This is a genomic window from Stenotrophomonas sp. 112478_Sma, from assembly GCF_056479905.1.
In genome coordinates this window covers 1,094,999-1,118,245 of the sequence record NZ_CM151072.1, presented here as the reverse complement: position 1 = coordinate 1,118,245, position 23,247 = coordinate 1,094,999, and the positions used below count along the sequence as shown (strand labels likewise).

The 23,247-nt window shown below is 67.0% G+C and carries 21 protein-coding genes; 9 read left to right on the top strand and 12 right to left on the bottom strand.

Features of this window, described 5'->3' with window-relative positions; genetic code table 11:
* The first annotated feature begins 45 nt into the window (after positions 1–45).
* Positions 46–1,665 carry an alpha,alpha-trehalase TreA gene (gene treA / locus ACZK08_RS05245; protein ID WP_065181120.1) on the top strand — a complete coding sequence of 540 codons (1,620 nt, stop codon included), beginning with the start codon at positions 46–48 and terminating at the stop codon, positions 1,663–1,665.
* On the opposite strand, the gene ACZK08_RS05240 is transcribed toward treA, so the two are convergent.
* The 7 genes from ACZK08_RS05240 to murJ all read right to left on the bottom strand — a co-directional run bounded on the left by ACZK08_RS05240 (position 1,666) and on the right by murJ (position 11,371).
* Positions 1,666–2,331, bottom strand: coding sequence for a lysoplasmalogenase (locus tag ACZK08_RS05240; protein WP_065181119.1), 666 nt, complete (start codon positions 2,329–2,331; stop codon positions 1,666–1,668). It lies immediately after the preceding gene.
* A complete protein-coding gene (locus ACZK08_RS05235; RefSeq protein ID WP_065181118.1) occupies positions 2,328–4,211 on the bottom strand; it encodes a M61 family metallopeptidase in 1,884 nt (627 codons plus the stop codon). The genes ACZK08_RS05240 and ACZK08_RS05235 overlap by 4 nt, the downstream gene beginning before the upstream one ends.
* 202 nt (positions 4,212–4,413) lie before the next feature.
* Entirely contained in the window at positions 4,414–5,364 is a 951-nt protein-coding gene (gene ispH / locus ACZK08_RS05230) for a 4-hydroxy-3-methylbut-2-enyl diphosphate reductase (protein ID WP_053516117.1), read from the bottom strand.
* 27 nt (positions 5,365–5,391) lie between these two features.
* On the bottom strand, positions 5,392–5,916 hold the full coding sequence (gene lspA, locus ACZK08_RS05225) for a signal peptidase II (protein WP_065174616.1): 525 nt from the start codon (positions 5,914–5,916) through the stop codon (positions 5,392–5,394).
* Complete coding sequence (gene ileS, locus ACZK08_RS05220) at positions 5,916–8,747, bottom strand: isoleucine--tRNA ligase (protein ID WP_065181117.1); 2,832 nt, start codon at positions 8,745–8,747, stop codon at positions 5,916–5,918. Before ileS ends, lspA begins: the two co-directional genes overlap by 1 nt.
* Positions 8,744–9,691, bottom strand: coding sequence for a bifunctional riboflavin kinase/FAD synthetase (locus ACZK08_RS05215; RefSeq protein ID WP_053516122.1), 948 nt, complete (start codon positions 9,689–9,691; stop codon positions 8,744–8,746). Before ACZK08_RS05215 ends, ileS begins: the two co-directional genes overlap by 4 nt.
* 75 nt (positions 9,692–9,766) lie before the next feature.
* Positions 9,767–11,371: a murein biosynthesis integral membrane protein MurJ gene (gene murJ / locus ACZK08_RS05210; RefSeq protein WP_065181116.1), complete on the bottom strand. Its 1,605-nt coding sequence runs from the start codon at positions 11,369–11,371 to the stop codon at positions 9,767–9,769.
* Between the two features lie 117 nt (positions 11,372–11,488).
* Between murJ and rpsT the strand changes: the two genes are divergently transcribed.
* On the top strand, positions 11,489–11,758 hold the full coding sequence (rpsT, locus tag ACZK08_RS05205) for a 30S ribosomal protein S20 (protein WP_005408560.1): 270 nt from the start codon (positions 11,489–11,491) through the stop codon (positions 11,756–11,758).
* Positions 11,759–11,949: 191 nt separating this feature from the next.
* Here the strand turns inward: rpsT and cgtA are convergent, their stop codons facing one another.
* The 3 genes from cgtA to rplU all read right to left on the bottom strand — a co-directional run bounded on the left by cgtA (position 11,950) and on the right by rplU (position 13,771).
* Positions 11,950–13,002: an Obg family GTPase CgtA gene (cgtA, locus tag ACZK08_RS05200; protein WP_065181115.1), complete on the bottom strand. Its 1,053-nt coding sequence runs from the start codon at positions 13,000–13,002 to the stop codon at positions 11,950–11,952.
* A 178-nt stretch (positions 13,003–13,180) separates the two neighbouring features.
* Positions 13,181–13,444, bottom strand: coding sequence for a 50S ribosomal protein L27 (gene rpmA / locus ACZK08_RS05195; RefSeq protein WP_053516127.1), 264 nt, complete (start codon positions 13,442–13,444; stop codon positions 13,181–13,183).
* A gap of 18 nt (positions 13,445–13,462) precedes the next feature.
* Positions 13,463–13,771 (bottom strand): 50S ribosomal protein L21, encoded by a 309-nt coding sequence (gene rplU, locus ACZK08_RS05190; protein WP_006424709.1) that lies wholly within the window; start codon positions 13,769–13,771, stop codon positions 13,463–13,465.
* Positions 13,772–14,089: 318 nt separating this feature from the next.
* Here rplU and uvrA point away from each other — a divergent pair, with 318 nt between their 5' ends.
* Positions 14,090–17,074, top strand: coding sequence for an excinuclease ABC subunit UvrA (gene uvrA, locus ACZK08_RS05185; RefSeq protein ID WP_065181114.1), 2,985 nt, complete (start codon positions 14,090–14,092; stop codon positions 17,072–17,074).
* On the top strand, positions 17,074–17,481 hold the full coding sequence (locus ACZK08_RS05180) for an acyl-CoA thioesterase (RefSeq protein WP_053516131.1): 408 nt from the start codon (positions 17,074–17,076) through the stop codon (positions 17,479–17,481). Before uvrA ends, ACZK08_RS05180 begins: the two co-directional genes overlap by 1 nt.
* Positions 17,482–17,586: 105 nt before the next feature.
* Here ACZK08_RS05180 and ACZK08_RS05175 read toward each other — a convergent pair whose 3' ends face one another.
* A complete protein-coding gene (locus tag ACZK08_RS05175) occupies positions 17,587–18,027 on the bottom strand; it encodes a copper chaperone PCu(A)C (RefSeq protein WP_065181113.1) in 441 nt (146 codons plus the stop codon).
* 34 nt (positions 18,028–18,061) lie between these two features.
* Here ACZK08_RS05175 and ACZK08_RS05170 point away from each other — a divergent pair, with 34 nt between their 5' ends.
* The 4 genes from ACZK08_RS05170 to ACZK08_RS05155 all read left to right on the top strand — a co-directional run bounded on the left by ACZK08_RS05170 (position 18,062) and on the right by ACZK08_RS05155 (position 21,702).
* Entirely contained in the window at positions 18,062–18,838 is a 777-nt protein-coding gene (locus tag ACZK08_RS05170; protein WP_053516135.1) for an enoyl-CoA hydratase/isomerase family protein, read from the top strand.
* A gap of 87 nt (positions 18,839–18,925) precedes the next feature.
* Complete coding sequence (tesB, locus tag ACZK08_RS05165; RefSeq protein ID WP_414487809.1) at positions 18,926–19,846, top strand: acyl-CoA thioesterase II; 921 nt, start codon at positions 18,926–18,928, stop codon at positions 19,844–19,846.
* A 4-nt stretch (positions 19,847–19,850) separates the two neighbouring features.
* Positions 19,851–20,342, top strand: coding sequence for a pathogenicity-like protein (locus ACZK08_RS05160; protein ID WP_053516139.1), 492 nt, complete (start codon positions 19,851–19,853; stop codon positions 20,340–20,342).
* A gap of 142 nt (positions 20,343–20,484) precedes the next feature.
* Entirely contained in the window at positions 20,485–21,702 is a 1,218-nt protein-coding gene (locus tag ACZK08_RS05155) for an RNA polymerase sigma factor (protein ID WP_065182362.1), read from the top strand.
* A 50-nt stretch (positions 21,703–21,752) separates the two neighbouring features.
* Here the strand turns inward: ACZK08_RS05155 and ACZK08_RS05150 are convergent, their stop codons facing one another.
* Positions 21,753–22,316, bottom strand: a complete 564-nt coding sequence (locus ACZK08_RS05150) for an EF-hand domain-containing protein (RefSeq protein ID WP_065182363.1) — start codon at positions 22,314–22,316, stop codon at positions 21,753–21,755.
* Positions 22,317–22,471: 155 nt separating this feature from the next.
* On the opposite strand from ACZK08_RS05150, the gene ACZK08_RS05145 reads away from it, so the two are divergent.
* Entirely contained in the window at positions 22,472–23,227 is a 756-nt protein-coding gene (locus ACZK08_RS05145; RefSeq protein ID WP_053516144.1) for an arginyltransferase, read from the top strand.
* Positions 23,228–23,247: the final 20 nt, after the last annotated feature.

The following is a 23,247-nucleotide window of genomic DNA, read 5'->3' as shown; positions in this document are numbered from 1 at the left end:
CGGGCGGCACGCTAGGGTGGGCCCACGCCCACCGTGAGGTACGTCATGCGTCCTTCGATCCGCCCGGTCGTCTGCGTACTGGCCCTGTTACTCAGTGCCGGCGCGGCATGCGCCGGCTCACCCGCATCGACCCCTGCGCCACCGGACCAGGCCTGGCAGCCGCTTTTCCAGCAGGTCCAGCGCGCGCATCTGTTCCCCGACCAGAAGACCTTTGCCGATGCTGTGCCGCGGCAGTCGCCGGCTGCACTGCTGGCTGACTGGCAGCGCGCGCAGCGAGAGCCTGGCTACACGCTGCAGGCCTTCGTCGACAGGGCCTTCGACCTGCCTGGTGGACCTGCGCCCTACGTCTCACCCGCCGGCCAGAGCCTGCGCGCGCATATCGAAAGCCTGTGGCCCGTGCTGACCCGGCAGTCCACGGCGGTCGATCCCCATGGCTCGCTGCTGCCGCTGCCGCACGCGTATGTGGTGCCCGGTGGGCGCTTCCGCGAGGTGTATTACTGGGACAGCTACTTCACGATGCTGGGACTGGCCTCCAGTGGCCGCTGGCCCCAGGTCCGCGCGATGGTCGACAACTTCGCGTGGCAGCTCGACCAGTACGGGCACATTCCCAACGGCAACCGCAGTTACTACCTGAGCCGCTCGCAGCCGCCGTTCTTCAGCCTGATGGTGACCCTGCTGGCCGCGCACGAAGGCGATCAGGCGTACCGCCGCTATCTGACACAGCTGCGCACCGAGCACGACTTCTGGATGCGGGGCGCCGATGGCCTTGCGCCCGGCCAGGCACGCGAGCGCGTGGTGCGCATGCCCAATGGCGACCTGCTCAACCGCTACTGGGATGCTCGCGCGGTGCCGCGTAGCGAATCGTGGACGGACGATCTGGCGACGGCGGCACAGGCACCGCAGCGGGCACCCTCACAGCTGTACCGCGACCTTCGCGCCGGCGCCGAATCCGGCTGGGATTTCAGCTCGCGATGGATGGACGACCCCAGTGCACTGTCCAGCATCCAGACCACGTCGATCGTTCCAGTCGACCTGAACAGTCTGCTGTACCACCTCGAGCAGACCATCGCCCGGGCCAGCCGCGTGGCCGGCGACCGCGCATCGGCCCGCGACTACTCGGCCCGGGCCGAGGCCCGACGCACGGCCATCAATCGCCTGCTGTGGGATGCGGCGCAGGGCTGGTATGCCGATCATGATCTGCGCAGCGGACAGCTGCGCCCTGCCCTGACCGCTGCCGCGCTGTATCCGTTGTGGTTGAAGATCGCCACCGATGAGCAGGCGCGACGCAGCGCCGACGCAGCCGAAGCACAATTGATGCGTGAGGGCGGCCTGCTGACCACCACCCTCGTCAGCGGCCAGCAGTGGGACGCGCCGAACGGGTGGGCACCGCTGCAGTGGGTGGCCGTCGATGGCCTGCAGCACTACGGTCAGGAGCGCCTGGCGCGGCAGCTGGGAGTGCGCTTCCTGCGCACCGTGCAGTCCGTCTACGATCGGCAAGGCAAGCTGGTGGAGAAGTACGTGGTCGATGGCTCCGCGGGCGGAGGGGGCGGCGGCGAGTATCCGCTGCAGGATGGCTTCGGCTGGAGCAACGGGGTGACACTCGCACTGCTGGATCGCCTGTGCCCGCGGCAGCGGACCTGCGAGAACGCGGGCGACGTCGAGTAGCTAGCGCACCGATCGTGCGATCGCGTACTGCGCCGCGTAGTAGGTCGACAGCACCAGCAGGCTGGCCAGTGGCAGGCCACCGCCGAAACGGTCCCAGGCCAGCAGTGAATCGCTGGCGACGAACAGCAGGGCGCCGGCTGCCGCCCAGCGCGCACTGCCCGCTTCGACAGCCTCCGGTCGCGGGCGGGTCCACTGCCGCGCCAGCGCCAGGATCGCCATGCACGCCAGTACCACCACATAGGCCAGCACAGGGATGCGCATCGGCGGTGGCAGATGCGGCCATAGACCGGACAGGTTGAGCGCGGCGAACACACCCAGAAGCCCCCCTGCGGCGACCAGGCCGCGACCCGCGCGCAGACCATCGCGGAAGGCGACGATGTAGCAGAGGTGGGCCAGCAGGAACGCCAGCAGGCCGGGGACGAAGGCATCCATCGGCAGCATCAGCGCGATGTCACCTGCGCACGAGAGCAGCATGCCCGCCAGCACCGCGCGACGGTACGACGGCGATCCAGCAGGATGCACCTGCCATACCATCGCCGCGATCAGCAGGGTCGCTGCCGGCTTTGCCAGCCAGTGCAGCCAGCGGCCTTCGCCGGACAGGAATGCACCGACAATGGCCAGCACCGCCAGCAGCAGGACCGCACCGCCGCCCAGGCGTGGTCTCATCGCGGCTTCCACAGCTCGGCCAGCTGATCCGGGCGGCCGGGAATGCGCTCCAGCACCGGATACTGCAGGCCACCGTGATAGTCGATCCGGATCGGCTCGATGCGGTCGAACTGCTTGACCAGCAGCGTGATCGGCGCCTTGTTGGTGGCGGCGACGGCAACCGCGTCCTTCAACCGCTCGCTGCTGTACTCGCGGTCACCGATGGCGATCACCTTCATGCCTGGCGCCAGGCCTGCATTGAAGGCGGGACTGTCCCAGATCACGTCGCCGACCACACCGCTGTCCATCACCGTCGCACCGAGCGAGTACGCCAGCAGCGCCGCCTTGGCGCGTTTTTCCTGTGCCTTGTAGGCATCGTTCGGCGCGTCGCGGTAGACCAGCTTCCAGCCGGCCAGTTCCAGACCGCCGGTCAGCGATCCGTGGCCGTCCAGGCGCTGCCGCAGGAAGCCGGCCCAGTCGTACGGAGCAATGGCGTTCAAGGTCGCCACCACGTCGTCGAACGTATACGGATTGACGTCCCAGTCACCGTTGCCTACGCCAAAGAAGGCACGGGCAAAATCATCCAGACTGCGCCGGTTTCCGGTCAGCGCGCGCAGCCTGCCCTCCACTTCCAGCCACAGCATCTGGCCGCCGGAGTAATAGTCCTCGCTCATCTGGTAATTGCGATACGGCAGTGTGCGCCGCTGGGCGATGGTCGGGTCGTTGGTGGTGTCCTGCAGTGGCCGCCAGGCCAGTCCCGGGCGACCGCGATCATAGGTCGCCGCAACATTGGCCAGCATGTCGCGCGCCTGATCGGTGGACCACAACCCCGAGCGGGCGGCCAGCACCTGGCCCCAGAACTGGGTCTGGCCTTCGTACACCCACAGCAGGCTGTCACCCATCGGAACGTTGAAGTTGTCGGTTGCCAGGTCCGCGCCACGGCGATACTTGCCGTTCCAGGAATGCGTGTACTCGTGCGGCAGCAGGTCACGCATCCATGCCGAGTCATCCCACTCGGTGAAGTAGCCCGGCGCAGCGCTGTTCTCGCTGGAGCGATGATGCTCCAGCCCGATGCCGCCCAGTCGGTCGGTCAATGCCAGCAGGAACTCGTAATGGTCGTAGTGGCGCGCGCCGTACAAGCGGTCAGCCTGCTGCACCAGGGCGCGGTGCGCCTTGATCTGTGCCTCGGTCGGCTTCAGCGACTTCGCTTCATCGGCGAACACGTTCAGGTGCACCGGCGCCTTGGCGCCCGGGTCCAGATCGATGCGCTGGTAATGCTCACCGGCGAACAGCGGCGAATCGACCAGATGGTCGAAAGTGATCGGCTTGAACACCACCGTGTCACCGTCGCGCCGGACTGTTTCGAGCGCGGTGGCATAGCTCCAGCCCTTCGGCAGGGTCACGCTGGCCTGGGCCTGCAGATGGCGGGCATCGATCCCGGCCGGATACAGCGCGTTGGCGTTCCACTGCAGGTTGAGCATTTCCGGCGTCATCACCACGCGGCCCTGGTTGCCGCCCTGCGAGGACAGGAAATCGAACTGCGCCACGATCTCGCTGACGCCCTCCGGCACATCGACCTTGAACGCATAGACGTTGTACTGGTCGCGCTGCCAGGCCAGCGGCCTGCCATTGGCCGCGACGCGCAGGCCAGCGAGCTTGTCGATCGGGCCGGTGGGCGAATGGTTGCCGGGAATCCACTGCGGGTACAGCAGGGTCATCGGGCCGGGTTTTGCCGGCACGGTGGCGGTCACCTTGAAGATGCGCCGGGCCAGATCGCGCGCGTCCACGTCGATGCGCAGCAGGCCGTGCGCAGCGGCATCGGCCGGCTGCGGGCTCTGCGCCAGCGCGGGTGTGGCCGCCAGCGCGAACAGCACGGACATCACCAGGGCACGGGTCTTCATCGGGCGGCTTCCAACAGCGGAGAATCCTCCGATGCTAGGCCTGCGGGATGCGCGGCCCCATGGCCAAAGGTCATGGGCGGGCTGCCCATCCGCGCATGCCCAAGAGCGTGCGAACCAAGGTTCGCACCCACCTTGTGCTGGTTTGCACCCACCAGAGCGGTTTCAGTAGATCCACGCCGTGCGTGGACGAGGCCTTTCCCGGTCAGTCGATCAGGCGCAGGCGCAGTTCCTTCGGCAGCGCGAACACCATCGATTCCGGCTCGCCATCAAGCTCGGACACACTGCCGGCGCCCAGCTCGGCCAGGCGCGCAAGCACGCCATCGACCAGCACCTGCGGTGCCGACGCACCGGCGGTGACGCCGATGTGCTGCTTGCCCTGCACCCAGGCCGGGTTGATCTCATGGGCGCCGTCGATCAGGTAGCTCTCGACGCCTTCGCGCCGTGCCAGCTCGCTCAGCCGGTTGGAATTGGAGCTGTTCGGGGACCCGACCACCAGCACCAGATCGCAGCGCTTGGCCAGGTCACGTACCGCGTCCTGCCGGTTCTGCGTGGCGTAGCAGATATCGTCGTTCTTCGGCCCCTGCATGGCCGGGAAGCGCTCGCGCAGCGCGTCGATGATGCCGCGCGTATCGTCCACGGACAGCGTGGTCTGGGTGGTGTAGGCGAAGTTCTCGGGCTGGTTGATCTGCAGCGTGGCGACCTGCTCCACATCCTCCACCAGGTAGATCTGGCCGGTACCGGCTTCCTGGTTCCACTGCCCCATCGTGCCTTCCACTTCCGGATGGCCCGCGTGGCCGATCAGCACCACGTCGCGGCCCGCACGGCAATGGCGCGCCACTTCGAAGTGGACCTTGGTGACCAGCGGACAGGTAGCATCGAATACCTTCAGGCCACGACGCTCCGCTTCCAGGCGCACTGCCTGCGATACACCGTGGGCACTGAAGATGACGGTGTTGTTGTCCGGCACCTCGTCCAGTTCCTCGACGAAGATCGCACCGCGCTGCTTCAGATCATCGACCACGAAGCGGTTGTGCACCACCTCATGACGGACGTAGATGGGCGCGCCGAGCGTTTCGATCGCGCGCTTCACGATCTCGATCGCACGATCGACACCGGCACAGAAACCACGCGGGTTGGCGAGCAGCACATCCATCAGTTCAATCTCCCGGCAGCGGCCGGCTTACGGTTTCGGAGTGGCATTATCCGCCTTTTTGGCGGACCTGCCGTCGAACAGGCCGGTCAGGGCGATGCCGATGGCACCGACCACGATGGCCGAGTCGGCGATGTTGAACGCCGGCCAGGTATAGCTGCCAACGTACCACTGGATGAAATCGACGACATGACCGTGCACCTGGCGGTCGATCACGTTGCCGATCGCCCCGCCGATGATCAGCGCATAGGGAACGGCGGCCTTCCAGTTGCCACGGGCGGTGCCACGCAGCCACCATGCCATCAGGCCGCTGATGGCGATCGCCAGCGCCGTGAAGAAATACTTCTGCCAGCCACCGGCGTCGCTGAGGAAACTGAATGCGGCACCGGTGTTGTAGGTGCGATACCAGTTCCAGAAGCCATCGATGACCACCACCGGCTGGAACTCCGGCAGGCTCGACAGGACCCAGGCCTTGGACCACTGGTCCAGGCCGATGATGGCCGCCGACAGCAGCAGCCAGACCAGAGCGTTGGGATGCGGACGGGCGGCGCTCATCAGAACCAGCTCCGAACTTCGCCAGCGCCGTCGATGTTGCTCACGCAACGGCCGCACAGTTCCGGGTGATCGGCATGACTGCCGACGTCGGCGCGGTGATGCCAGCAGCGCACACACTTGGCCTTGGTGGTCGGCTGGGCACTGACGAACACCTCGTCGGTGGTTGCCGGACGCACCTGCACGTCACCGCTGATGAACAGGAAGCGCAGTTCGTCGGCCAGCGGCTGCCAGCGCGCCGCCTGCTCTTCGCTGGCGGCCACGGTGATCTCGGCCTCCAGGGCGGCGCCGATCGCGCCGTTGGCACGCATCGGCTCGAGCACCTTGGCCACCTGCTCGCGCACGGCCAGCAGCTGGTCGAAATCGGCAGCGTTGAGCTGGGCATCCGCCGGCAGCGGCGCCAGGCCCTCGTACCAGGTGGTGAACAGCACGTGGCCGGTGCGCGTGCCCGGCAGGTAGCCCCACAGCTCGTCGGCGGTGAAGGTCAGGATCGGTGCCACCCAGCGGGTGAACGCCTCGGCGATGTGATACATCGCGCTCTGCGCCGAACGGCGACCGTGCGAGTCGGTCGGCATCGTGTACAGGCGGTCCTTGGTGACGTCCAGGTACAGCGAGCCCAGGTCCACGCTGCAGAAGTTCAGCAGCAGCTGCACGATCTCGGCCATGTTGTAGCCGTCGTAGGCCGCCTTGATCTTCTCCTGCAGTTCCCACGCGCGATGCACGATCCAGCGGTCCAGCGCGACCATCTGGTCGAGCGGGCGCAGGTCCCGGGCCGGATCGAAACCGTCCAGGTTGCCGAGCAGGAAGCGCGCGGTGTTGCGCAGGCGACGGTAGGCGTCGGCATTGCGCTTGAGGATTTCCTGCGACAGCGACATCTCGTTGCTGTAGTCGGCCGAGGCGATCCACAGGCGCAGGATGTCCGCGCCCAGCTTGTTCATGATGTCCTGCGGCTCGATGCCGTTGCCCAGCGACTTGGACATCTTGCGGCCGTGCTCGTCCACGGTGAAACCGTGGGTGAGGCACTGCTTGTAGGGCGCACGCCTGTCGATTGCCACGCCGGTCAGCAGCGACGACTGGAACCAGCCGCGGTGCTGGTCCGAGCCTTCCAGGTACAGGTCGGCCGGCTTGCCGAAGCCACGCGCGGCCAGCACGCCTTCATGGGTGACACCCGAGTCGAACCAGACGTCGAGGATGTCGGTGACCTTCTCGTAGTCGGCCGCTTCGGCGCCCAGCAGTTCGGTTGCATCCAGCGAGTACCACACGTCGATGCCCTCGGCTTCGACACGGTCGGCAACCTGCTGCATCAGCTCCACCGAGCGCGGGTGGATCTCGCCGGTCTGGCGATGGGTGAACAGTGCGATCGGCACGCCCCAGGTGCGCTGGCGCGAGATCGTCCAGTCCGGACGGCCATCGACCATGCTCTGGATGCGCGCCTTGCCCCAGGCCGGGAACCAGCCGACGGTGTCGATCGCGGCCAGCGCATCGCTGCGCAGGTTGGCCTTGTCCATCGAGATGAACCACTGCGGGGTGGCACGGAACACCACCGGCGTCTTGTGGCGCCAGCAGTGCGGATAGCTGTGGCGGATCGGGTGGAAGGCCAGCAGCGTGCCGTTGTCGCGCAGCACGCCGATGATGGCCTCCTGCGCCTTCCACAGGTGCTGGCCGGCCAGTACCACGTCACCGGCCGGCGGCGTCGATTCCAGGTACACGCCACGGCCATCGATCGGCGTCACCTGGCCGGCGTTGTACGTGTCGAGCAGGCCGTACTTCTGGCTGACCACGTAGTCTTCCTGGCCATGTCCAGGAGCGGTGTGCACCGCACCGGTACCGTCTTCGTCGGACACATGGTCGCCGTTGAGCAGCGGGATCGCGCGCCCGGCATAGAACGGATGCGACAGCAGCTGGTTTTCCAGTGCAGCGCCCGTGGTTTCGCCGTGCAGTACCACCTCCTCGACGCCGTAGCGCTGCAGCGCACGTCCAGCCAGCGCAGCGGCAAGCACCAGCCAGCGGCGCTTGCCGTTGTGCGCCGGACCTTCGGCCAGCACGTAACGGATGTCCGCACCCAGCGACACGGCCAGCGACGCCGGCAGCGTCCACGGCGTGGTGGTCCAGATCGGCACCGCCACGTCCACATCGGCCGGCACGCTCACGCCGAATGCCTGGCCGATGGCCTGCGGATCGCGCGCGGGGTATGCCACGTCGATCGCCGGCGATTCCTTTTCCTGGTATTCGATCTCGGCTTCGGCCAGCGCCGAACCGCAGTCGAAGCACCAGTACACCGGCTTGGCACCCCGCACCAGGTGGCCATTGGCCACCACCTTGGCCAGTGCGCGGATCTCGTTGGCCTCGAAGTCGAAGCTCAGGGTCTTGTACGGGTTGTCCCAGTCACCGGTCACGCCCAGACGCTTGAAGTCCACGCGCTGGATGTCGATCTGCTCCTCGGCGAACTCACGGCACTTCTGCCGGAATTCAACCGCATCGAGCTTCACGCCGACCTTGCCCCACTTCTTTTCCACCGCGATCTCGATCGGCAGGCCGTGGCAGTCCCAGCCGGGCACGTAGGGCGCATCGAAACCGGCCAGGTAGCGCGACTTGACGATGATGTCCTTCAGGATCTTGTTGACCGCGTGGCCCAGGTGGATGCGGCCGTTGGCATACGGCGGGCCGTCGTGCAGCACGAACAACGGGCGGCCGGCGGCGTTGTCGCGCAACTGCTGGTAGAGCCCCTGCTCCTCCCACCGCGCCAGAATGCCCGGCTCGCGCTTGGGCAGGTCGCCGCGCATCGGGAAATCGGTGGCTGGCAGGTTCAGGGTGGTCTTGTAGTCCTGGCTCACGCAGTGGCTCGCAATCTATGTTCGGAAAGGATGGCGCGCGCCTGCTCGGCGTCGCGGTGCATCTGGTCGGTCAGTGCCGCCAGATCATTGAACTTCTCTTCGTCACGCAGCTTGGCGACGAATTCAACGTCGATGTGGCGACCGTACAGGTCACCCTGGAAATCGAACAGGTGGGCTTCCAGCAGCGGCTCCACGCCCTCCACCGTCGGCCGCGTGCCGAAGCTGGACACCGACGGCCAGGGCTGGTCGAACACACCGTGCACCCAGGTCGCGTAGATGCCCGACAACGCCGGGGTCTTGGGGAAACGCAGGTTGGCGGTCGGGAAGCCCAGCGTGCGGCCGAGCTGGCGACCACGCACCACGCGCCCGCTGATCGCGTAGGGGCGACCGAGCAGATCGCCGGCCCGGGCGAAATCGCCGGACTGCAGCAGCTGGCGGATGCGGGTACTGGAAATGCGCTCGCCGTGCAGGTCGACCGCCTCGATCTCGCCCGCGCTGAAGCCCAGCTCGCCACCCAGCTTCTGCAGCAGGGCCAGATCACCGCGGCGACGGTTGCCGAAGCAGAACTCCGGCCCGATCCACACTTCGCGGGCATTCAGTCGCCGCACCAGCAGCTGGCGGACGAAGGTTTCGGCCGGCATCGCCGCCATCGCTGCATCGAAGCGCAGCAGCCCCACCGCGTCCACCCCCAGCTCGCGCAGCATCTCGACCTTGCTGCGTGCCAGCGTCAGGCGCGGTGGTGGTGTGCCCTGGGCGAAGAACTCACGGGGCAACGGTTCGAACGCCACGGCCACCGCAGCCACGCCCAAGGCGCGCGCGCGCGCAACGGCATGCCGCACCAGTGCACGATGCCCCAGATGGAGGCCGTCGAATGCACCGATGCAGACCACGCTTCCGTTGGGGAACAGCTCCCCGCCCTCGACGCTTCTGAACAGCCTGCTCATCAACTCCCGTTCCGGCCCACCCGGGGCCGCCGCTTCAATGGTGTAACCCTGAAGTATAGCCGCCGCAGGCGACGATCAATGCCCGCGCAGGTCGCGCGGGCGGAAGCCCATGGCCAGCATCGCCAACAGATAGGTCAGGCCACCGCCCCCCACCAGCAGGATCAGGCCGCCGATCCGGTGCCATTTGTCCATCCCGGTGAAGGCCGGCATCCAGTACAGCAGGGCCAGCAGCACGCCGACCATGCACGCGCACGCCACCAGCAGCCGCACGAGGTAGCTGCCCCAGCCCGGCAGGCGCTGGTAGACATCGGTCTTGCCCAGCCAGTACCACAGCAGGCCCAGGTTCAGGTAACTGGACAACGCACTGGCAATGCCCAGCGCCAGATGCAGGCCGGGCTGCTTGCCGATGGCCGTCATCACGCCCTGCGCCTTCAGCGTGTCCGGCACCATCACCTGATACAGCACGGCCAGCAGGACGAAGTTGAACACCATGTTGGCCACCAGCGCGGCCACGCCGGCACGTACCGGGGTGCGGGTGTCCTGGCGGGCATAGAAGGCCGGCAGGACCACCTTCAACAGGGCGAAGGCCGGCAGGCCGAAGCTGAGGCCATACACCGACAGCGCGGTCATGCGGGTGTCGAAGGCGGTGAACTGGCGGTACTGGAACAGCGTGGCGATCAGCGGTTCAGCCAGCAGCACCAGGCCCAGCATGGCCGGCACCGAGATCAGCAGGGTCATGCGCAGGCCCCAGTCGAGCGAGCGCGAGAAGCCCTCGCGGTCGGTGCCAACGTGGTGGCGGGCCAACGCCGGCAGGATCACCGTGCCCAGGGCCACGCCGAACACCCCCAGCGGCAACTCCAGGAAGCGGTCGGCCAGGGACAGCCAGGACTGCGAGCCATCCGTCAGCTTGGCCGCGATCAGAGTGTCCAGCAGCAGGTTGATCTGCGCCACCGAGGAACCGAACAGGGTCGGCACCATCAGGGTCAGCACCTTGCGCACACCCGGGTGGTTCCAGCCCCAGCGCGGCAGGGTCAGCAGATTGATCCCCTTGAGCGAGGGCAACTGGAACAGCAGCTGCAGGATACCGGCCGCCAGCACGGCCCAGCCCAGCGCCAGGATCTGCTTTTCCGGGGTGCCGCCGAGTTGCGGCGCCAACCACAGCGCGCCGGCGATCATGCACAGGTTGAGGATGACCGGGGTCAGCGCCGGCATCGCGAAGCGCTGGAAGCTGTTCAGCGCCCCGCCGGCCAGCGCGGTGAGCGAGACGAACAACAGGAACGGGAAGGTCAGGCGGAACAGATCGACCAGCAGGGTCTGTTTGACCGGGTCGGTATCAGCGCCACTTGAGAACACCACCGCCAGCTGGGGAGCGAAGATCAACGCCAGCGCGGTGACCACCAGCAGCGTCCCGCCCAAGGTGCCCGCCACGCGTGACATCAGTTCGCGCAGTTCGGTGTGGCTGCGGGTCTCCTTCACCTCGGTGAACACCGGCACGAAGGCGGTGGCGAAGGAGCCTTCGGCGAACAGGCGACGCAGGAAATTGGGTACCCTGAACGCCACCCAGAACGCATCGGTGACCGCATTGGTGCCGAACGTGGTGGTGATCACCTGGTCCCGGACAAGTCCGAGCACCCGCGAGACCATGGTCATGCTGCTGAACGACAGCAGGCCCCGCAACATCTTCGGTGAACTCACTCAACGTCCCTCTTGACAATCGACTTGACGTACATTTCCCGCGCCATCATACTAGCCAGCTTGCTGTTCCCATAACACCGATTTTTTCAGGAAACCACCACCGTGGCCAATATCAAGTCCGCCAAGAAGCGCGCCAAGCAGACCGTCGTGCGCAACGCGCGCAACGTGGCTCAGCGCTCGATGCTGCGCACCGCTGTCAAGAAAGTGATCAAGGCGCTGGACGCCAACGATGCCGCCGGCGCCGAAGCCGCCTTCGCCGTTGCCCAGCCGATCCTGGATCGCTTCAGCGCGCGTGGCCTGATCCACAAGAACAAGGCTGCTCGCCACAAGAGCCGCCTGAACGACCGCATCAAGGCCCTCAAGGCCGCCTGATCCGGTTGCCGCCGGGGCTGCCGTCCCGGCGACACGCAAAAGCCCGGCTCCGGCCGGGTTTTTTGTTGCCTGCACTCCGCCGCCTGCCCCGTTTTCCGTAGAGCCGAGCCCATGCTCGGCTGCTGCCTGCATCGCAACCAACAAAAAAACCCGGCCGAAGCCGGGCTTTTCTGGCGGGAGCCACAACGCCCTTACTGCGCGTTGCGGGCCTCCAGCTCCTCTTCCTTCTGCCGATCGAAGAAGGCCATGATCCGGCTCATGATCGGGAAGGTACCTTCGCGCCCCAGGGCGGACACCAGGAACCAGGGCTCCTTCCAGCCCAGCTCGGCCACGATCTGTTCGGCCGCCGCCTTGGCCTCGTCCTCGAACATCAGGTCAGCCTTGTTCAGCACCAGCCAGCGCGGCTTTTGCAGCAGTTCCGGATCGTGCTTTTCCAGCTCGCGCTCGATCGCGCGCACCTGCTCGACCGGGGAGATGCCTTCCACGCCACCCTCCATCGGCGAGATGTCCACCAGGTGCAGCAGCAGGCGGGTGCGCTGCAGGTGGCGCAGGAACTGCGCGCCCAGGCCGGCACCGTCGGCCGCACCCTCGATCAGGCCCGGAATGTCGGCGATCACGAAGCTGCGGTAGTTCTCGACCTTCACCACGCCCAGATTCGGGTACAGCGTGGTGAACGGGTAGTCGGCCACCTTCGGCGTCGCCGCCGAGACAGCGCGGATCAGGGTGCTCTTGCCGGCATTGGGGAAGCCCAGCAGGCCGACGTCGGCCAGCAGCTTCAGTTCCAGCTTCAGCGTGCGCTCTTCGCCCGGCTCGCCCGGCAGCGCCTGGCGCGGCGAACGGTTGGTCGAGCTCTTGAAGTGCATGTTGCCCAAGCCGCCCCTGCCGCCCTTGGCCACCAGCAGGCGGTCGTTGTGCTGGGTCAGGTCGCCGATGATTTCATCGGTGGCGACGTTGATGACCACGGTGCCGACCGGCACGGTGATGGTCAGATCTTCGCCACCCTTGCCGTAGGCCTGCCGGCCCATGCCGTTCTCGCCGCGCTGCGCCCTGAAGATGCGGTCATGGCGGAAGTCGACCAGGGTGTTCAGGTTCTCGTCGGCGCGGATGTACACGCTGCCGCCCGCACCGCCGTCGCCGCCGTCCGGGCCGCCGAGCGGAATGAACTTCTCGCGACGGAAGCCAATGCAGCCGTTGCCGCCGTTGCCGGCGAACACTTCGATTTCTGCTTCGTCTACCAGTTTCATTGTTTCGATGCCTGCGATGGGCGCGGCCAACCTGCCGTCGCCTTGAATGTAATGCCAACCGATGGCGGGCAATCCGGCGCAGCCGGTCTTGCTTTTACTCTAACGAAAAGCCCCGCCGAAGCGGGGCTCTTCATGCAGCATTCCCATGCCGGGGCACGGGTGCCGGCGGATGCCTGGATCAGGCTTCGGCCGAGACGATGCTGACGGTGCGACGCTTCTTCGGACCCTTGACCGAGAACTCCACCTTGCCGTCCACGAGGGCGAACAGGGTGTGGTCACGGCCCAGGCCGACGCCGGAACCCGGGTGGAACTGGGTGCCGCGCTGGCGCACGATGATGTTGCCTGCTTCGATGGCCTGGCCGCCGAAGATCTTGACGCCGAGGTACTTCGGGTTGGAGTCGCGACCGTTGCGCGAGGAGCCTACGCCCTTTTTATGTGCCATGACTGCTTCTCCTGATGCTTAGCCGGCGATGCCGGTGATCTCGATTTCGGTGTAGTACTGACGGTGACCCTGGCGCTTCATGTGGTGCTTGCGGCGACGGAACTTGATGATCCGGACCTTGTCAGCACGACCCTGGGACAGAACCTTGGCGGTGACGGCGGCGCCCTTCAGCGCATCGCCCAGCTTCACGCCATCGCTGTCGCCCAGCATCAGGATGTTGTCGAACTTGATCTCGCTGCCGACTTCGACTTCGAGCTTTTCAACGCGGAGCTTTTCGCCCTGCGCCACGCGGTATTGCTTACCGCCGGTGACCAGTACTGCGTACATGACCAGGCCTTCCTCTGTAGTTATTGTGGTCTGAGCTGCCGCCATCGAGGGCGGACAGGAGCGGAATTGTACGCAGATCAACGGCCGCGGGTCAAGTCAACCCCTGAACGGCCTGGGGGGGGCCGGCCGGAACGGGGTCAGATCCCTTTTCACGTTGTGAAAAGGGATCTGACCCCCACCTGTCGGCCTGTCTCAGAAGGTGAGACACCGGGCTGGCATTGTCGCCCATTGCCCCCATCTGGTCACCTCGGTAGGCTGACCGATTGCCGTTCCCTGCTGGCCCGGCACCCAGCCAACGCCCCCACAACCGGATTCCCCATGGCGATGGATTTCATCCGCATCCGCGGCGCGCGGACGCACAACCTGAAGAACCTCGACCTCGACCTGCCCCGCGACAAGCTGATCGTGATCACCGGCCTGTCCGGCTCGGGCAAGTCGTCGCTGGCTTTCGACACGATCTACGCCGAAGGCCAGCGTCGCTACGTCGAGTCGCTGTCGGCCTACGCCCGGCAGTTCCTGAGCGTGATGGAGAAGCCGGACCTGGACCACATCGAGGGCCTGTCTCCGGCGATCTCGATCGAGCAGAAGTCGACGTCGCACAACCCGCGCTCGACGGTCGGCACGATCACCGAGATCTACGACTACCTGCGCCTGCTGTATGCCCGCGTCGGCACGCCGCGCTGCCCCGACCACGGCTATCCGCTGGAAGCGCAGACGGTCAGCCAGATGGTCGACCAGGTGCTGACGCTGGACCCGGAACAGCGCTACATGCTGCTGGCCCCGGTTATCCGCGACCGCAAGGGCGAACACGCGCAGGTATTCGACCAGCTGCGCGCACAGGGCTTCGTGCGCGTGCGCGTGGATGGCGAGCTGTATGAGATCGACGCGGTGCCGCCGCTGGCGCTGCGCCAGAAGCACACCATCGAGGCGGTGATCGACCGCTTCCGCCCGCGCGAGGACATCAAGCAGCGCCTGGCCGAGAGCTTCGAGACCGCGCTGAAACTCGGCGACGGCATGGCCTCGGTGCAGAGCCTGGACAACACCGCCAGCGCGCCGACCCTGTTCTCCTCCAAATACTCCTGCCCGGTCTGCGATTACTCGCTGCCGGAGCTGGAACCGCGCCTGTTCTCGTTCAACGCGCCGATGGGCGCCTGCCCCGGTTGTGATGGCCTGGGCATGGCCGAATTCTTCGATCCCTCGCGCGTGGTCGTGCATCCCGAGCTGTCCCTGGCCGCCGGCGCAGTACGTGGCTGGGACCGTCGCAATGCGTACTATTTCCAGCTGATCGCCTCGCTGGCGCGTCACTACAAGTTCGACGTCGATGCCGCCTGGAACTCGCTGCCGGCCAAGGTGCAGCAGGCCGTGCTGTATGGCAGCGGCGAGGACGCAATCACGTTCACCTACTTCACCGAAGCCGGCGGCCGCACCCAGCGCAAGCACCGCTTCGAGGGCATCATTCCCAACCTGGAACGCCGCTACAAGGAAACCGAGTCGGCGGCCGTGCAGGAGGAGCTCGGCAAGTACATCAGCGAGCGCGCCTGCCCCGAGTGCAACGGTGCCCGCCTGAACAAGGCTGCGCGCAACGTGTTCGTGGCCGACCGGCCGCTGCCGGACCTGGTGGTGCTACCGATCGACGAAGCCCTGAAGTTCTTCAGCGAACTGAGCCTGCCGGGCTGGCGTGGCGAGATCGCCTCGAAGATCGTCAAGGAGATCGGCGAACGCCTGGGCTTCCTGGTCGACGTGGGCCTGGACTACCTCACTCTGGAGCGCAAGGCCGATACCCTCTCCGGTGGCGAGGCACAGCGCATCCGCCTGGCCAGCCAGATCGGTGCCGGCCTGGTCGGCGTGATGTACGTGCTCGACGAGCCGTCGATCGGCCTGCACCAGCGCGACAACGAACGCCTGCTGGGCACCCTCACCCGCCTGCGCGACCTCGGCAACACGGTGATCGTGGTCGAGCATGACGAAGATGCGATCCGCCTGGCCGACTACGTGCTGGACATCGGCCCGGGCGCGGGCGTGCACGGTGGCGAGATCGTCGGCCAGGGCACCCTGCAGGACATCCTGGATGCACCCCGTTCGCTGACGGGCCAGTACCTGTCCGGCAAGCGCTCGATCGAGATCCCGGCGCGCCGGCACCGGCCGAATCCGAAGATGACCCTGCATCTGCGCGGCGCCAGCGGCAACAACCTGAAGGGGGTGGACCTGTCGATTCCCTCGGGCCTGCTGACCTGCGTGACCGGCGTGTCCGGCTCGGGCAAGTCGACGCTGATCAATGACACCCTGTTCTCGCTGGCCGCCAACGAGATCAACGGCTCCTCGCACCCGGTCGCCCCGTACAAGGAGATCGATGGCCTGGACCTGTTCGACAAGGTCGTGGACATCGACCAGTCGCCGATCGGCCGCACCCCGCGCTCGAACCCGGCCACCTACACCGGCCTGTTCACCCCGCTGCGCGAGCTGTTCGCACAGGTGCCCGAAGCGCGTGCGCGTGGTTATTCACCAGGTCGTTTCAGCTTCAACGTGCGCGGCGGACGCTGCGAGGCGTGCCAGGGTGATGGCCTGATCAAGGTCGAGATGCACTTCCTGCCGGACGTGTACGTGCCCTGCGATGTCTGCCACGGCAAGCGCTACAACCGCGAAACGCTGGAGATCCTGTACAAGGGCTTCAACATCAACGACGTGCTGGAAATGACCGTCGAAGATGCGCTGAAGCTGTTCGAGCCCGTGCCGTCGATCGCGCGCAAGCTGGAAACGCTGGTGGATGTCGGCCTGAGCTACATCAAGCTGGGACAGAGCGCGACCACGCTGTCCGGTGGTGAAGCGCAGCGCGTGAAGCTGTCCAAGGAGCTGTCGCGCCGCGATACCGGCCGCACCCTGTACATCCTCGATGAACCGACCACCGGCCTGCACTTCCACGACATCGAAGCGCTGCTGGGCGTGCTGCACAAGCTGCGCGACGAAGGCAACACGGTGGTGGTGATCGAGCACAACCTCGATGTGATCAAGACCGCCGACTGGATCGTCGACCTGGGGCCGGAAGGCGGCCACCGGGGTGGCACCATCCTGGTCACCGGCACGCCGGAAGACGTGGCCGCCTGCCCGCAGTCGTACACCGGGCAGTTCCTGGCACGCATGCTGCCGTCCACCAGTGCGCGCCCGGAGCAGCCGGCCGCCGTGGCCAACAAGCCCGACGCCCGGCCGCCGCGCAAGGTGAAGCCGGAGAAGGTGGCGAAGAAGGCCGTGGCCGCCAAGAGCACCGGCAAGGCCAGCAAGAGCACGACCAAGAAGAAGGACGCCTGATGAGCAGCGAACACAAGATCCTGGCCCGCATCCCGATCAGCGTGCGCTGGCGCGACATGGACAGCATGGGCCATGTGAACAACGCCAAGTACATCTCCTACCTGGAGGAAGCGCGCGTGCGCTGGATGCTGGGCGTGGAAGGCGTGTCGATGACCGACCGCATCGCGCCGGTGGTGGCCGCGACCAACGTCAACTACCGGCTGCCGATCGTGTGGCCCAACGACATCCTGGTCGAACTGTTCGTCGAGCGCCTGGGCAACAGCAGCGTCACCATCGGTCATCGCATCGTCGACCAGCAGGACGAGTCGAAGCTGTACTCCGATGGCAACGTGGTGGTGGTCTGGATGGATACCCAGACCGGCAAAAGCGCGCCGCTGCCGGACGCGATCCGCAGCGCATCGAGCTGATGCACTGCGGGTGGGTGCCGGCCCGGGTCGGCCCCACCCCGCCGGGCATGGCCCGGCGCTACCGACGCCGGTCCGGCCCTGATGCCCGGCGGAACGGGCGCTGCATCATGGAGCGGCCTTGCGTACCGTCAGCGTTGCGCTGGCGGTGCCACCGCCCTCCAGCTGCAACTGCAGCGGCACGACCTGCCCTTCCTTCAAAGCTCCCTCGCCTTCCATCAGCATCAGGTGCAGGCCACCGGGCTTGAGCTCGGTGCGCGCCCCGGCTGCAATCGGCAGCCGTTCGACTTCGCGCATCCGGCTGACACCGTCGACCACGGTGGTCTCGTGCAGTGACACGTCGCCGAAGGCCCTGCTGCCCGCGCCCACCACCGTCACCGGCGCTGCGCAGCGGTTCACGATCCTCCCGTAACCCGCCGTCATCGGCATGGCAGGGCTCGGCGGCAGGCGCACCCAGCCCTGCTCCACCGTCACACAGCGTGATTCCGCCGCCGCTGCTGCGGACGCACACAGAAGCAACAGTACGCCAACGAATGGTTTGGTTATCATCGCCCACGTTCCTTCTTCGCAACGAGACCGCAGCATGACGACGCTCATCGAGGTGATCAACCATGGTCCCATCCGCGAACTGCGCCTGGCGCGGCCGCCGGTCAATGCGCTGGACACCGACCTGTGCCGACAGCTGATCCACGCCGTCGAGCAGGCCATGGCCGACGATGCGCACGGCATCGTGCTGTCCGGCAGCGAGCGCGTGTTCACCGGCGGCATGGACGTGCCACACCTGCTCTCCCACGGCGATGACAAGCACAAGCTGCTGGATACCTGGAATGCCTTCTTCGGCGCGGTACGTACGCTGGCCGAGAGCCGCATCCCGGTGGTCGCCGCGATCACCGGCCACGCCCCTGCCGGCGGTTGCGTGCTCGCCCTGTGCTGCGATTACCGGGTGATGGCGCGCAGCGCCGACCCGGCACGCCCGTATGCCATCGGACTGAACGAGGTGCAGGTCGGCCTGATCGCACCGGAAGGCATCCAGCGCCTGCTGCGCCGTACCGTCGGCGTGCACCGCGCGGGGGTGCTGCTCACCACCGGTGCCCTGGTGCCGGCCGAGCAGGCGCTGCAGATCGGCCTGGTCGACGAACTGGCCGAGGGCGATCTGGTGGTCGCCCGCGCCGTGGCCTGGCTGCAGAACCTGCTCAGGCAGCCGCGGCAGCCGATGCTGCTGACCCGCGCCGTGGCCCGCAATGACCTGCACGAAGCGCTGCACCCGGACCTGATCCAGCTGGACCGGTTCGTAGAGGCCTGGTTCGCCCCGGACGCACAGAATGCCCTGCAGGCGCTGGTGGCGCGGCTGGGCAAGTAACGGTCTCCGCGCTCTGGGGTCAGCCCCCTTCTGCAATGCGAAAGGGATCCGACCCCGGACCGGTATAATCAAGGCCTCTTCATTGTTGTGGCCGCCCCCTTGAACGACACGCCCGAACCCGTCGTCTCCGAGCTGATCGACCTGCTCACCCTGGAGCGGCTGGAGGACAACCTGTTCCGCGGACAAAGCCGCGACATCGGCACCAAGTACGTGTTCGGCGGGCAGGTGCTGGGCCAGGCGCTGGCCGCCGCCCAGGCCACGGTCGACAACGGGCGCCATGTGCATTCGCTGCACGCGTATTTCCTGCGGGCCGGCAACATCGACCATCCGATCGTCTACGACGTGGACCGCACCCGCGATGGCGGCAGCTTCTCCGTGCGCCGGGTGACCGCGATCCAGCATGGCAAGGTGATCTTCTTCTGTGCTGCCTCGTTCCAGCAGGCGGAGACCGGTGCCGAGCACCAGCACAAGATGCCCGAAGTGCCTCAACCGGAAGACATCGAGCCGAACCGCCCGTTGCCGGCCGAAGTGCTGGAGCGGCTGCCGATCAAAGTGCAGCGCTGGCTCTCGCGCGGTGGCCCGTTCGAGTTCCGCCACGTCTATCCCCGCGACGAACTGAATCCGCCCAAGCGCCCGCCCTATCACCAGGTCTGGATGCGGTTGAGCGAACCGGTCGGCGATGCCCCCGAGCTGCACCAGGCGCTGCTGGCCTACGCGTCCGACTTCCATCTGCTGGGCACGGCGACCTTCCCGCACGGTATCAGCTACTACCATCCGCACGTGCAGATGGCCTCGCTCGACCACGCGATCTGGTTCCACCGCCCGTTCCGCGCCGACGACTGGCTGCTCTATTCGCTGGACAGCCCCAGTGCGCAGGATTCGCGCGGCCTCGCCCGCGGCCAGTTCTTCACCCGCAATGGCGTGCTGGTGGCCAGCACGGCACAGGAGGGCCTGATCCGCGTGGTTCCCGACCAGACTGCAGCGGCCGCCGTGCCGGCCAAGGACTGATCCGATGCGTCAGATCTTCAGCAGCCAGCGTGTGGAAACCGTCGAGGGCGTGGCCGAGCTCCTGCGCAGCCATGGCATCGAAGTGAAGGTGACCAATGGTCGTTCGTACAAGACCCGGCGGCGCGGCCAGTTCAGCTATACCGACCTGGGCAATACGCAGGGCTATCCAGCGGTCTGGATCGTGCGCGCCGACGACCAGCCGCGTGCGCGCGACATCCTGCGCGATGCACGCCTGCTCGATACCACCCGCCGCGACCATCCCACGGCCGAGTTCGCGTTCCGCGACACGCCGGATGCCGGCAGCGGCGGGCGCAGCTGGGCCTGGCGGATCCGCATCGCACTGCTGGTGGTGATCGCTGGCGTGGCGCTGGTGATCGGCCTGCGCCACCGCGGTGGCCCGGCCCCCGCGGCACCCGCCCCCGCCCCACAGACGCAACCGCAGCAGCCCGCACCGGAACAGGAAGAAGTGCGGGTCCGCATCCAGCCCTCGAAATGACGCGCCGGTAGCGCCGGGCCATGCCCGGCGAGCGCAGCGGACAGAAAAGCCGCCGGGCATGGCCCGGCGCTACCGGCAGGCGGGCCGGTCACATCGGGCGCGCAGCTCCGTCTTGGGACACAATCCAGCAGGAGCTGCCGCCATGACGACTTTCGCTGCAACGATCGACGAGACGCTTGAACGCGAGCTGCCGGCGGCCAGCAGTGGCTGCCAGCACGCCTATGGGCGCATCGTGCTCGCCTGCCAGAACACCGTGACCGCCATCGCCCTGGCCATCACCGGCGATCGCCAGGCCAGCGAGGACATCGCGCAGGAAGCGTTCGTGAAGGGCTGGCAGCAGCTGCACCAGCTGCGCAGTTCCACCAGCTTCCTGCCCTGGCTGCGGCAGATCACCCGCAACCTCGCGCGCGACTGGCTGCGTGCACAGCGCGGCAGGCCCCTGAGCGGCGAGGCCGCCGAAGTTGCGCTGGGCATGGCGGCCGACCCCTCGCCGACTGCCGCCGACCGCCTGCAGCGACTGGAAGAGGAGGTTGCCGCCGAGGACATCATCTCGGCGCTGCCCACCGACAGCCGCGAAGTCCTGCTGCTTTACTACCGGGAAGGTCAGCGCTCGCAGCAGGTGGCGGACCTGCTGGGCCTGAGTGATGCGGCGGTGCGCAAGCGCCTGTCGCGGGCCCGCGCGCAGGTCCGCGAGGGACTGCTGCAGCGCTTCGGCGAATTCGCGCGCAGCAGCGCACCCAGCGCTGCCTTCGCAACCACCGTGGTCTCGATGGTGCTGATCGCTGCGCCCGGCACGGCCAGTGCCGCGATCCTGCTCGGCACCGGTGTGGGCATTGGCGGCAGCAAGCTGGGGTTGGGCGGCGCCAGCGCAGCCGGCGGTACCGCGATGGGATCGCTGACAGCGGCGCTGGGGCACCTGCATCTGGTCCCGGCCCACAACTGGGCAGCGATCGCCGGTGCCGTGCTGGGCGGCGTGCTGGGCAGCTACCTGGGCGGTCGCTTCCTGCTGTCCTACGCCGAAACGGAACCGGAGCGGACCCAGGTCCGGCGCTTCGTCCATCTCAACACCTGGACCGTGATGGCCTGCTGCCTGTCCATACTGCTGGTCGTGCTGCTGCAGACGCCGGTATGGGTACACCTGGTGGTCATGGCCATCGGCCTGGGTGCGGTCAACTACCAGTGCCTGGGACCGCTGCAGCGCCTGATGCGGCCCTTGATCGTGCGCGACGCAGCGCGGCGCGGGCGGCAGGGCATCAACTGGAAGTACGAAGCGATGTACGGCCGCAGCGCCATCATCGCGATGAACCTGCTGGTGATCGCCCTGGTGGCCTATACGCTGCTCGACAGCGGTCGCCTGTAACGGACGACGCCGGCAGTCTGCCGGCGTCGTCGTTGAACGTTGCGCCGTGATCAGCGCTGCGGCTTCGGTGCGGCGCCGTCACGCGGGCCCCCGTGGCGCGGGCCGCCATGCATCGGGCCCTTCGCCGCATCGAATTCGGCCTTGCTCAACTGGCCGTCCTTGTTGGTGTCGGCAGCGGCGAACCAGGCGTCGCGATGCTGCTTCATGCGCAGCTCGCGATCCGCCTTGTCCAGATAGCCGTCCTTGTTGAGATCGAGCTGATCGAAACGTGCCGCCAGGCGCGGATCGGCCTTGGCCTCTTCGCGGCTGATGCGGCCGTCCTTGTCGGTGTCCAGCCTGGCCCAGCGCTCGCCGCCATGGCCGCCACGACGACCATGCTGCCAGCGCGGCATTTCATCGCGCGACAGCCTGCCGTCCTTGTTGCGGTCCAGTTCGTCGAACTTGGCCGCCAGACGTGGGTTGGCCGCGGCCTCGCTGCGGTCGATGACACCGTCGCCGTTGGTGTCCAGCTTGGCCGGACGCTGTGCCGGTGCGGTCGGGGGAGTCGCCGCCAGCGCGACACCGGAGGCGGACGTGGCAAGCAGCAGGGCCAGCAGCAGGGGGGTACGGATCATGAGGTCACTCCTGGGGATGAGGTTGCGTCGGGGTGATCACTTCACCCTCGAATGACAACAACGCCCGGCCGCGACGGCGGTTGACGCAACCGCCAGTTCCGTTCATCCGGCGGACAGTCGCGTTCATTGCGACACGCTGGGGCTATGCTGTGGCCATGGCGATCCACGGCGACAGAGACGACGAACTGCGGCTGTTCCAGACCGGCGAGCACCCCTGCGGGTACTGGCCGGACCGGGTGGCGCGCGACCTGGTGATGGATCCCCACGACCGTCGCCTGGGCGGCCTGTATCCACTCGCACTCAGCTGGGGCTTCCGCCGCAGCGGCGACCTGGTCTATCGGCCCCACTGCGCGCAGTGCCATGCCTGCGTGGCGGTACGGATTCCGGTGGCCCGGTTCGCGCCGGACCGCAGCCAGCGTCGCTGCGCCACCCGCAACGCCGACCTGGAGGTGCGGATCACCGCCGCCACTGCGCGCGAGGATCTGTTTGCCCTCTACCACCGCTATCTGGTGCACCGCCACGCCAACGGCGGCATGGACGATCATGGCCCGCACGAGTTCGAGCAGTTCCTGATCGGCAGCTGGTCGCACACCCGCTTCCTGGAGATGCGCCTGCCGGGCCACGATGGCCGGCCCAGCCAGCTGCTCGGAGTGGCCGTCACCGATGTCACCGAGCACGGCCTTTCGGCGGTCTATACCTTCTTCGATCCAGACCACGCAGCGCGGGGACTGGGCACGTTCGCCATCCTGCAGCAGATCGAATGGGCGCGTCGCGAAGGACTGCCGCACGTCTATCTGGGCTACTGGATCCGTGAACACCAGAAAATGGACTACAAGCGCCGCTTCCGTCCGCTGGAGGCCTACGATGGCCGTCGCTGGCACGATTTCGACCGCGATCTGGACGGCCGCTGACAAACCGCTGACACCGGGCG

What these genes read in the sequence shown, in the direction of transcription:
- ACZK08_RS05235 (WP_065181118.1), bottom strand. Translation starts at nt 4,211, where the DNA reads ATGAAGACCCGTGCCCTGGTGATGTCCGTGCTGTTCGCGCTGGCGGCC.
- murJ (WP_065181116.1), bottom strand. Translation starts at nt 11,371, where the DNA reads ATGTTGCGGGGCCTGCTGTCGTTCAGCAGCATGACCATGGTCTCGCGG.
- treA (WP_065181120.1), top strand. Translation starts at nt 46, where the DNA reads ATGCGTCCTTCGATCCGCCCGGTCGTCTGCGTACTGGCCCTGTTACTC.
- lspA (WP_065174616.1), bottom strand. Translation starts at nt 5,916, where the DNA reads ATGAGCGCCGCCCGTCCGCATCCCAACGCTCTGGTCTGGCTGCTGCTG.
- ACZK08_RS05170 (WP_053516135.1), top strand. Translation starts at nt 18,062, where the DNA reads ATGACGACGCTCATCGAGGTGATCAACCATGGTCCCATCCGCGAACTG.
- rplU (WP_006424709.1), bottom strand. Translation starts at nt 13,771, where the DNA reads ATGTACGCAGTACTGGTCACCGGCGGTAAGCAATACCGCGTGGCGCAG.
- ispH (WP_053516117.1), bottom strand. Translation starts at nt 5,364, where the DNA reads ATGGATGTGCTGCTCGCCAACCCGCGTGGTTTCTGTGCCGGTGTCGAT.
- ACZK08_RS05215 (WP_053516122.1), bottom strand. Translation starts at nt 9,691, where the DNA reads ATGAGCAGGCTGTTCAGAAGCGTCGAGGGCGGGGAGCTGTTCCCCAAC.
- ACZK08_RS05240 (WP_065181119.1), bottom strand. Translation starts at nt 2,331, where the DNA reads ATGAGACCACGCCTGGGCGGCGGTGCGGTCCTGCTGCTGGCGGTGCTG.
- ACZK08_RS05160 (WP_053516139.1), top strand. Translation starts at nt 19,851, where the DNA reads ATGCGTCAGATCTTCAGCAGCCAGCGTGTGGAAACCGTCGAGGGCGTG.
- rpmA (WP_053516127.1), bottom strand. Translation starts at nt 13,444, where the DNA reads ATGGCACATAAAAAGGGCGTAGGCTCCTCGCGCAACGGTCGCGACTCC.
- ACZK08_RS05180 (WP_053516131.1), top strand. Translation starts at nt 17,074, where the DNA reads ATGAGCAGCGAACACAAGATCCTGGCCCGCATCCCGATCAGCGTGCGC.
- uvrA (WP_065181114.1), top strand. Translation starts at nt 14,090, where the DNA reads ATGGCGATGGATTTCATCCGCATCCGCGGCGCGCGGACGCACAACCTG.
- ACZK08_RS05145 (WP_053516144.1), top strand. Translation starts at nt 22,472, where the DNA reads ATGGCGATCCACGGCGACAGAGACGACGAACTGCGGCTGTTCCAGACC.
- ACZK08_RS05175 (WP_065181113.1), bottom strand. Translation starts at nt 18,027, where the DNA reads ATGATAACCAAACCATTCGTTGGCGTACTGTTGCTTCTGTGTGCGTCC.
- ACZK08_RS05155 (WP_065182362.1), top strand. Translation starts at nt 20,485, where the DNA reads ATGACGACTTTCGCTGCAACGATCGACGAGACGCTTGAACGCGAGCTG.
- ACZK08_RS05150 (WP_065182363.1), bottom strand. Translation starts at nt 22,316, where the DNA reads ATGATCCGTACCCCCCTGCTGCTGGCCCTGCTGCTTGCCACGTCCGCC.
- cgtA (WP_065181115.1), bottom strand. Translation starts at nt 13,002, where the DNA reads ATGAAACTGGTAGACGAAGCAGAAATCGAAGTGTTCGCCGGCAACGGC.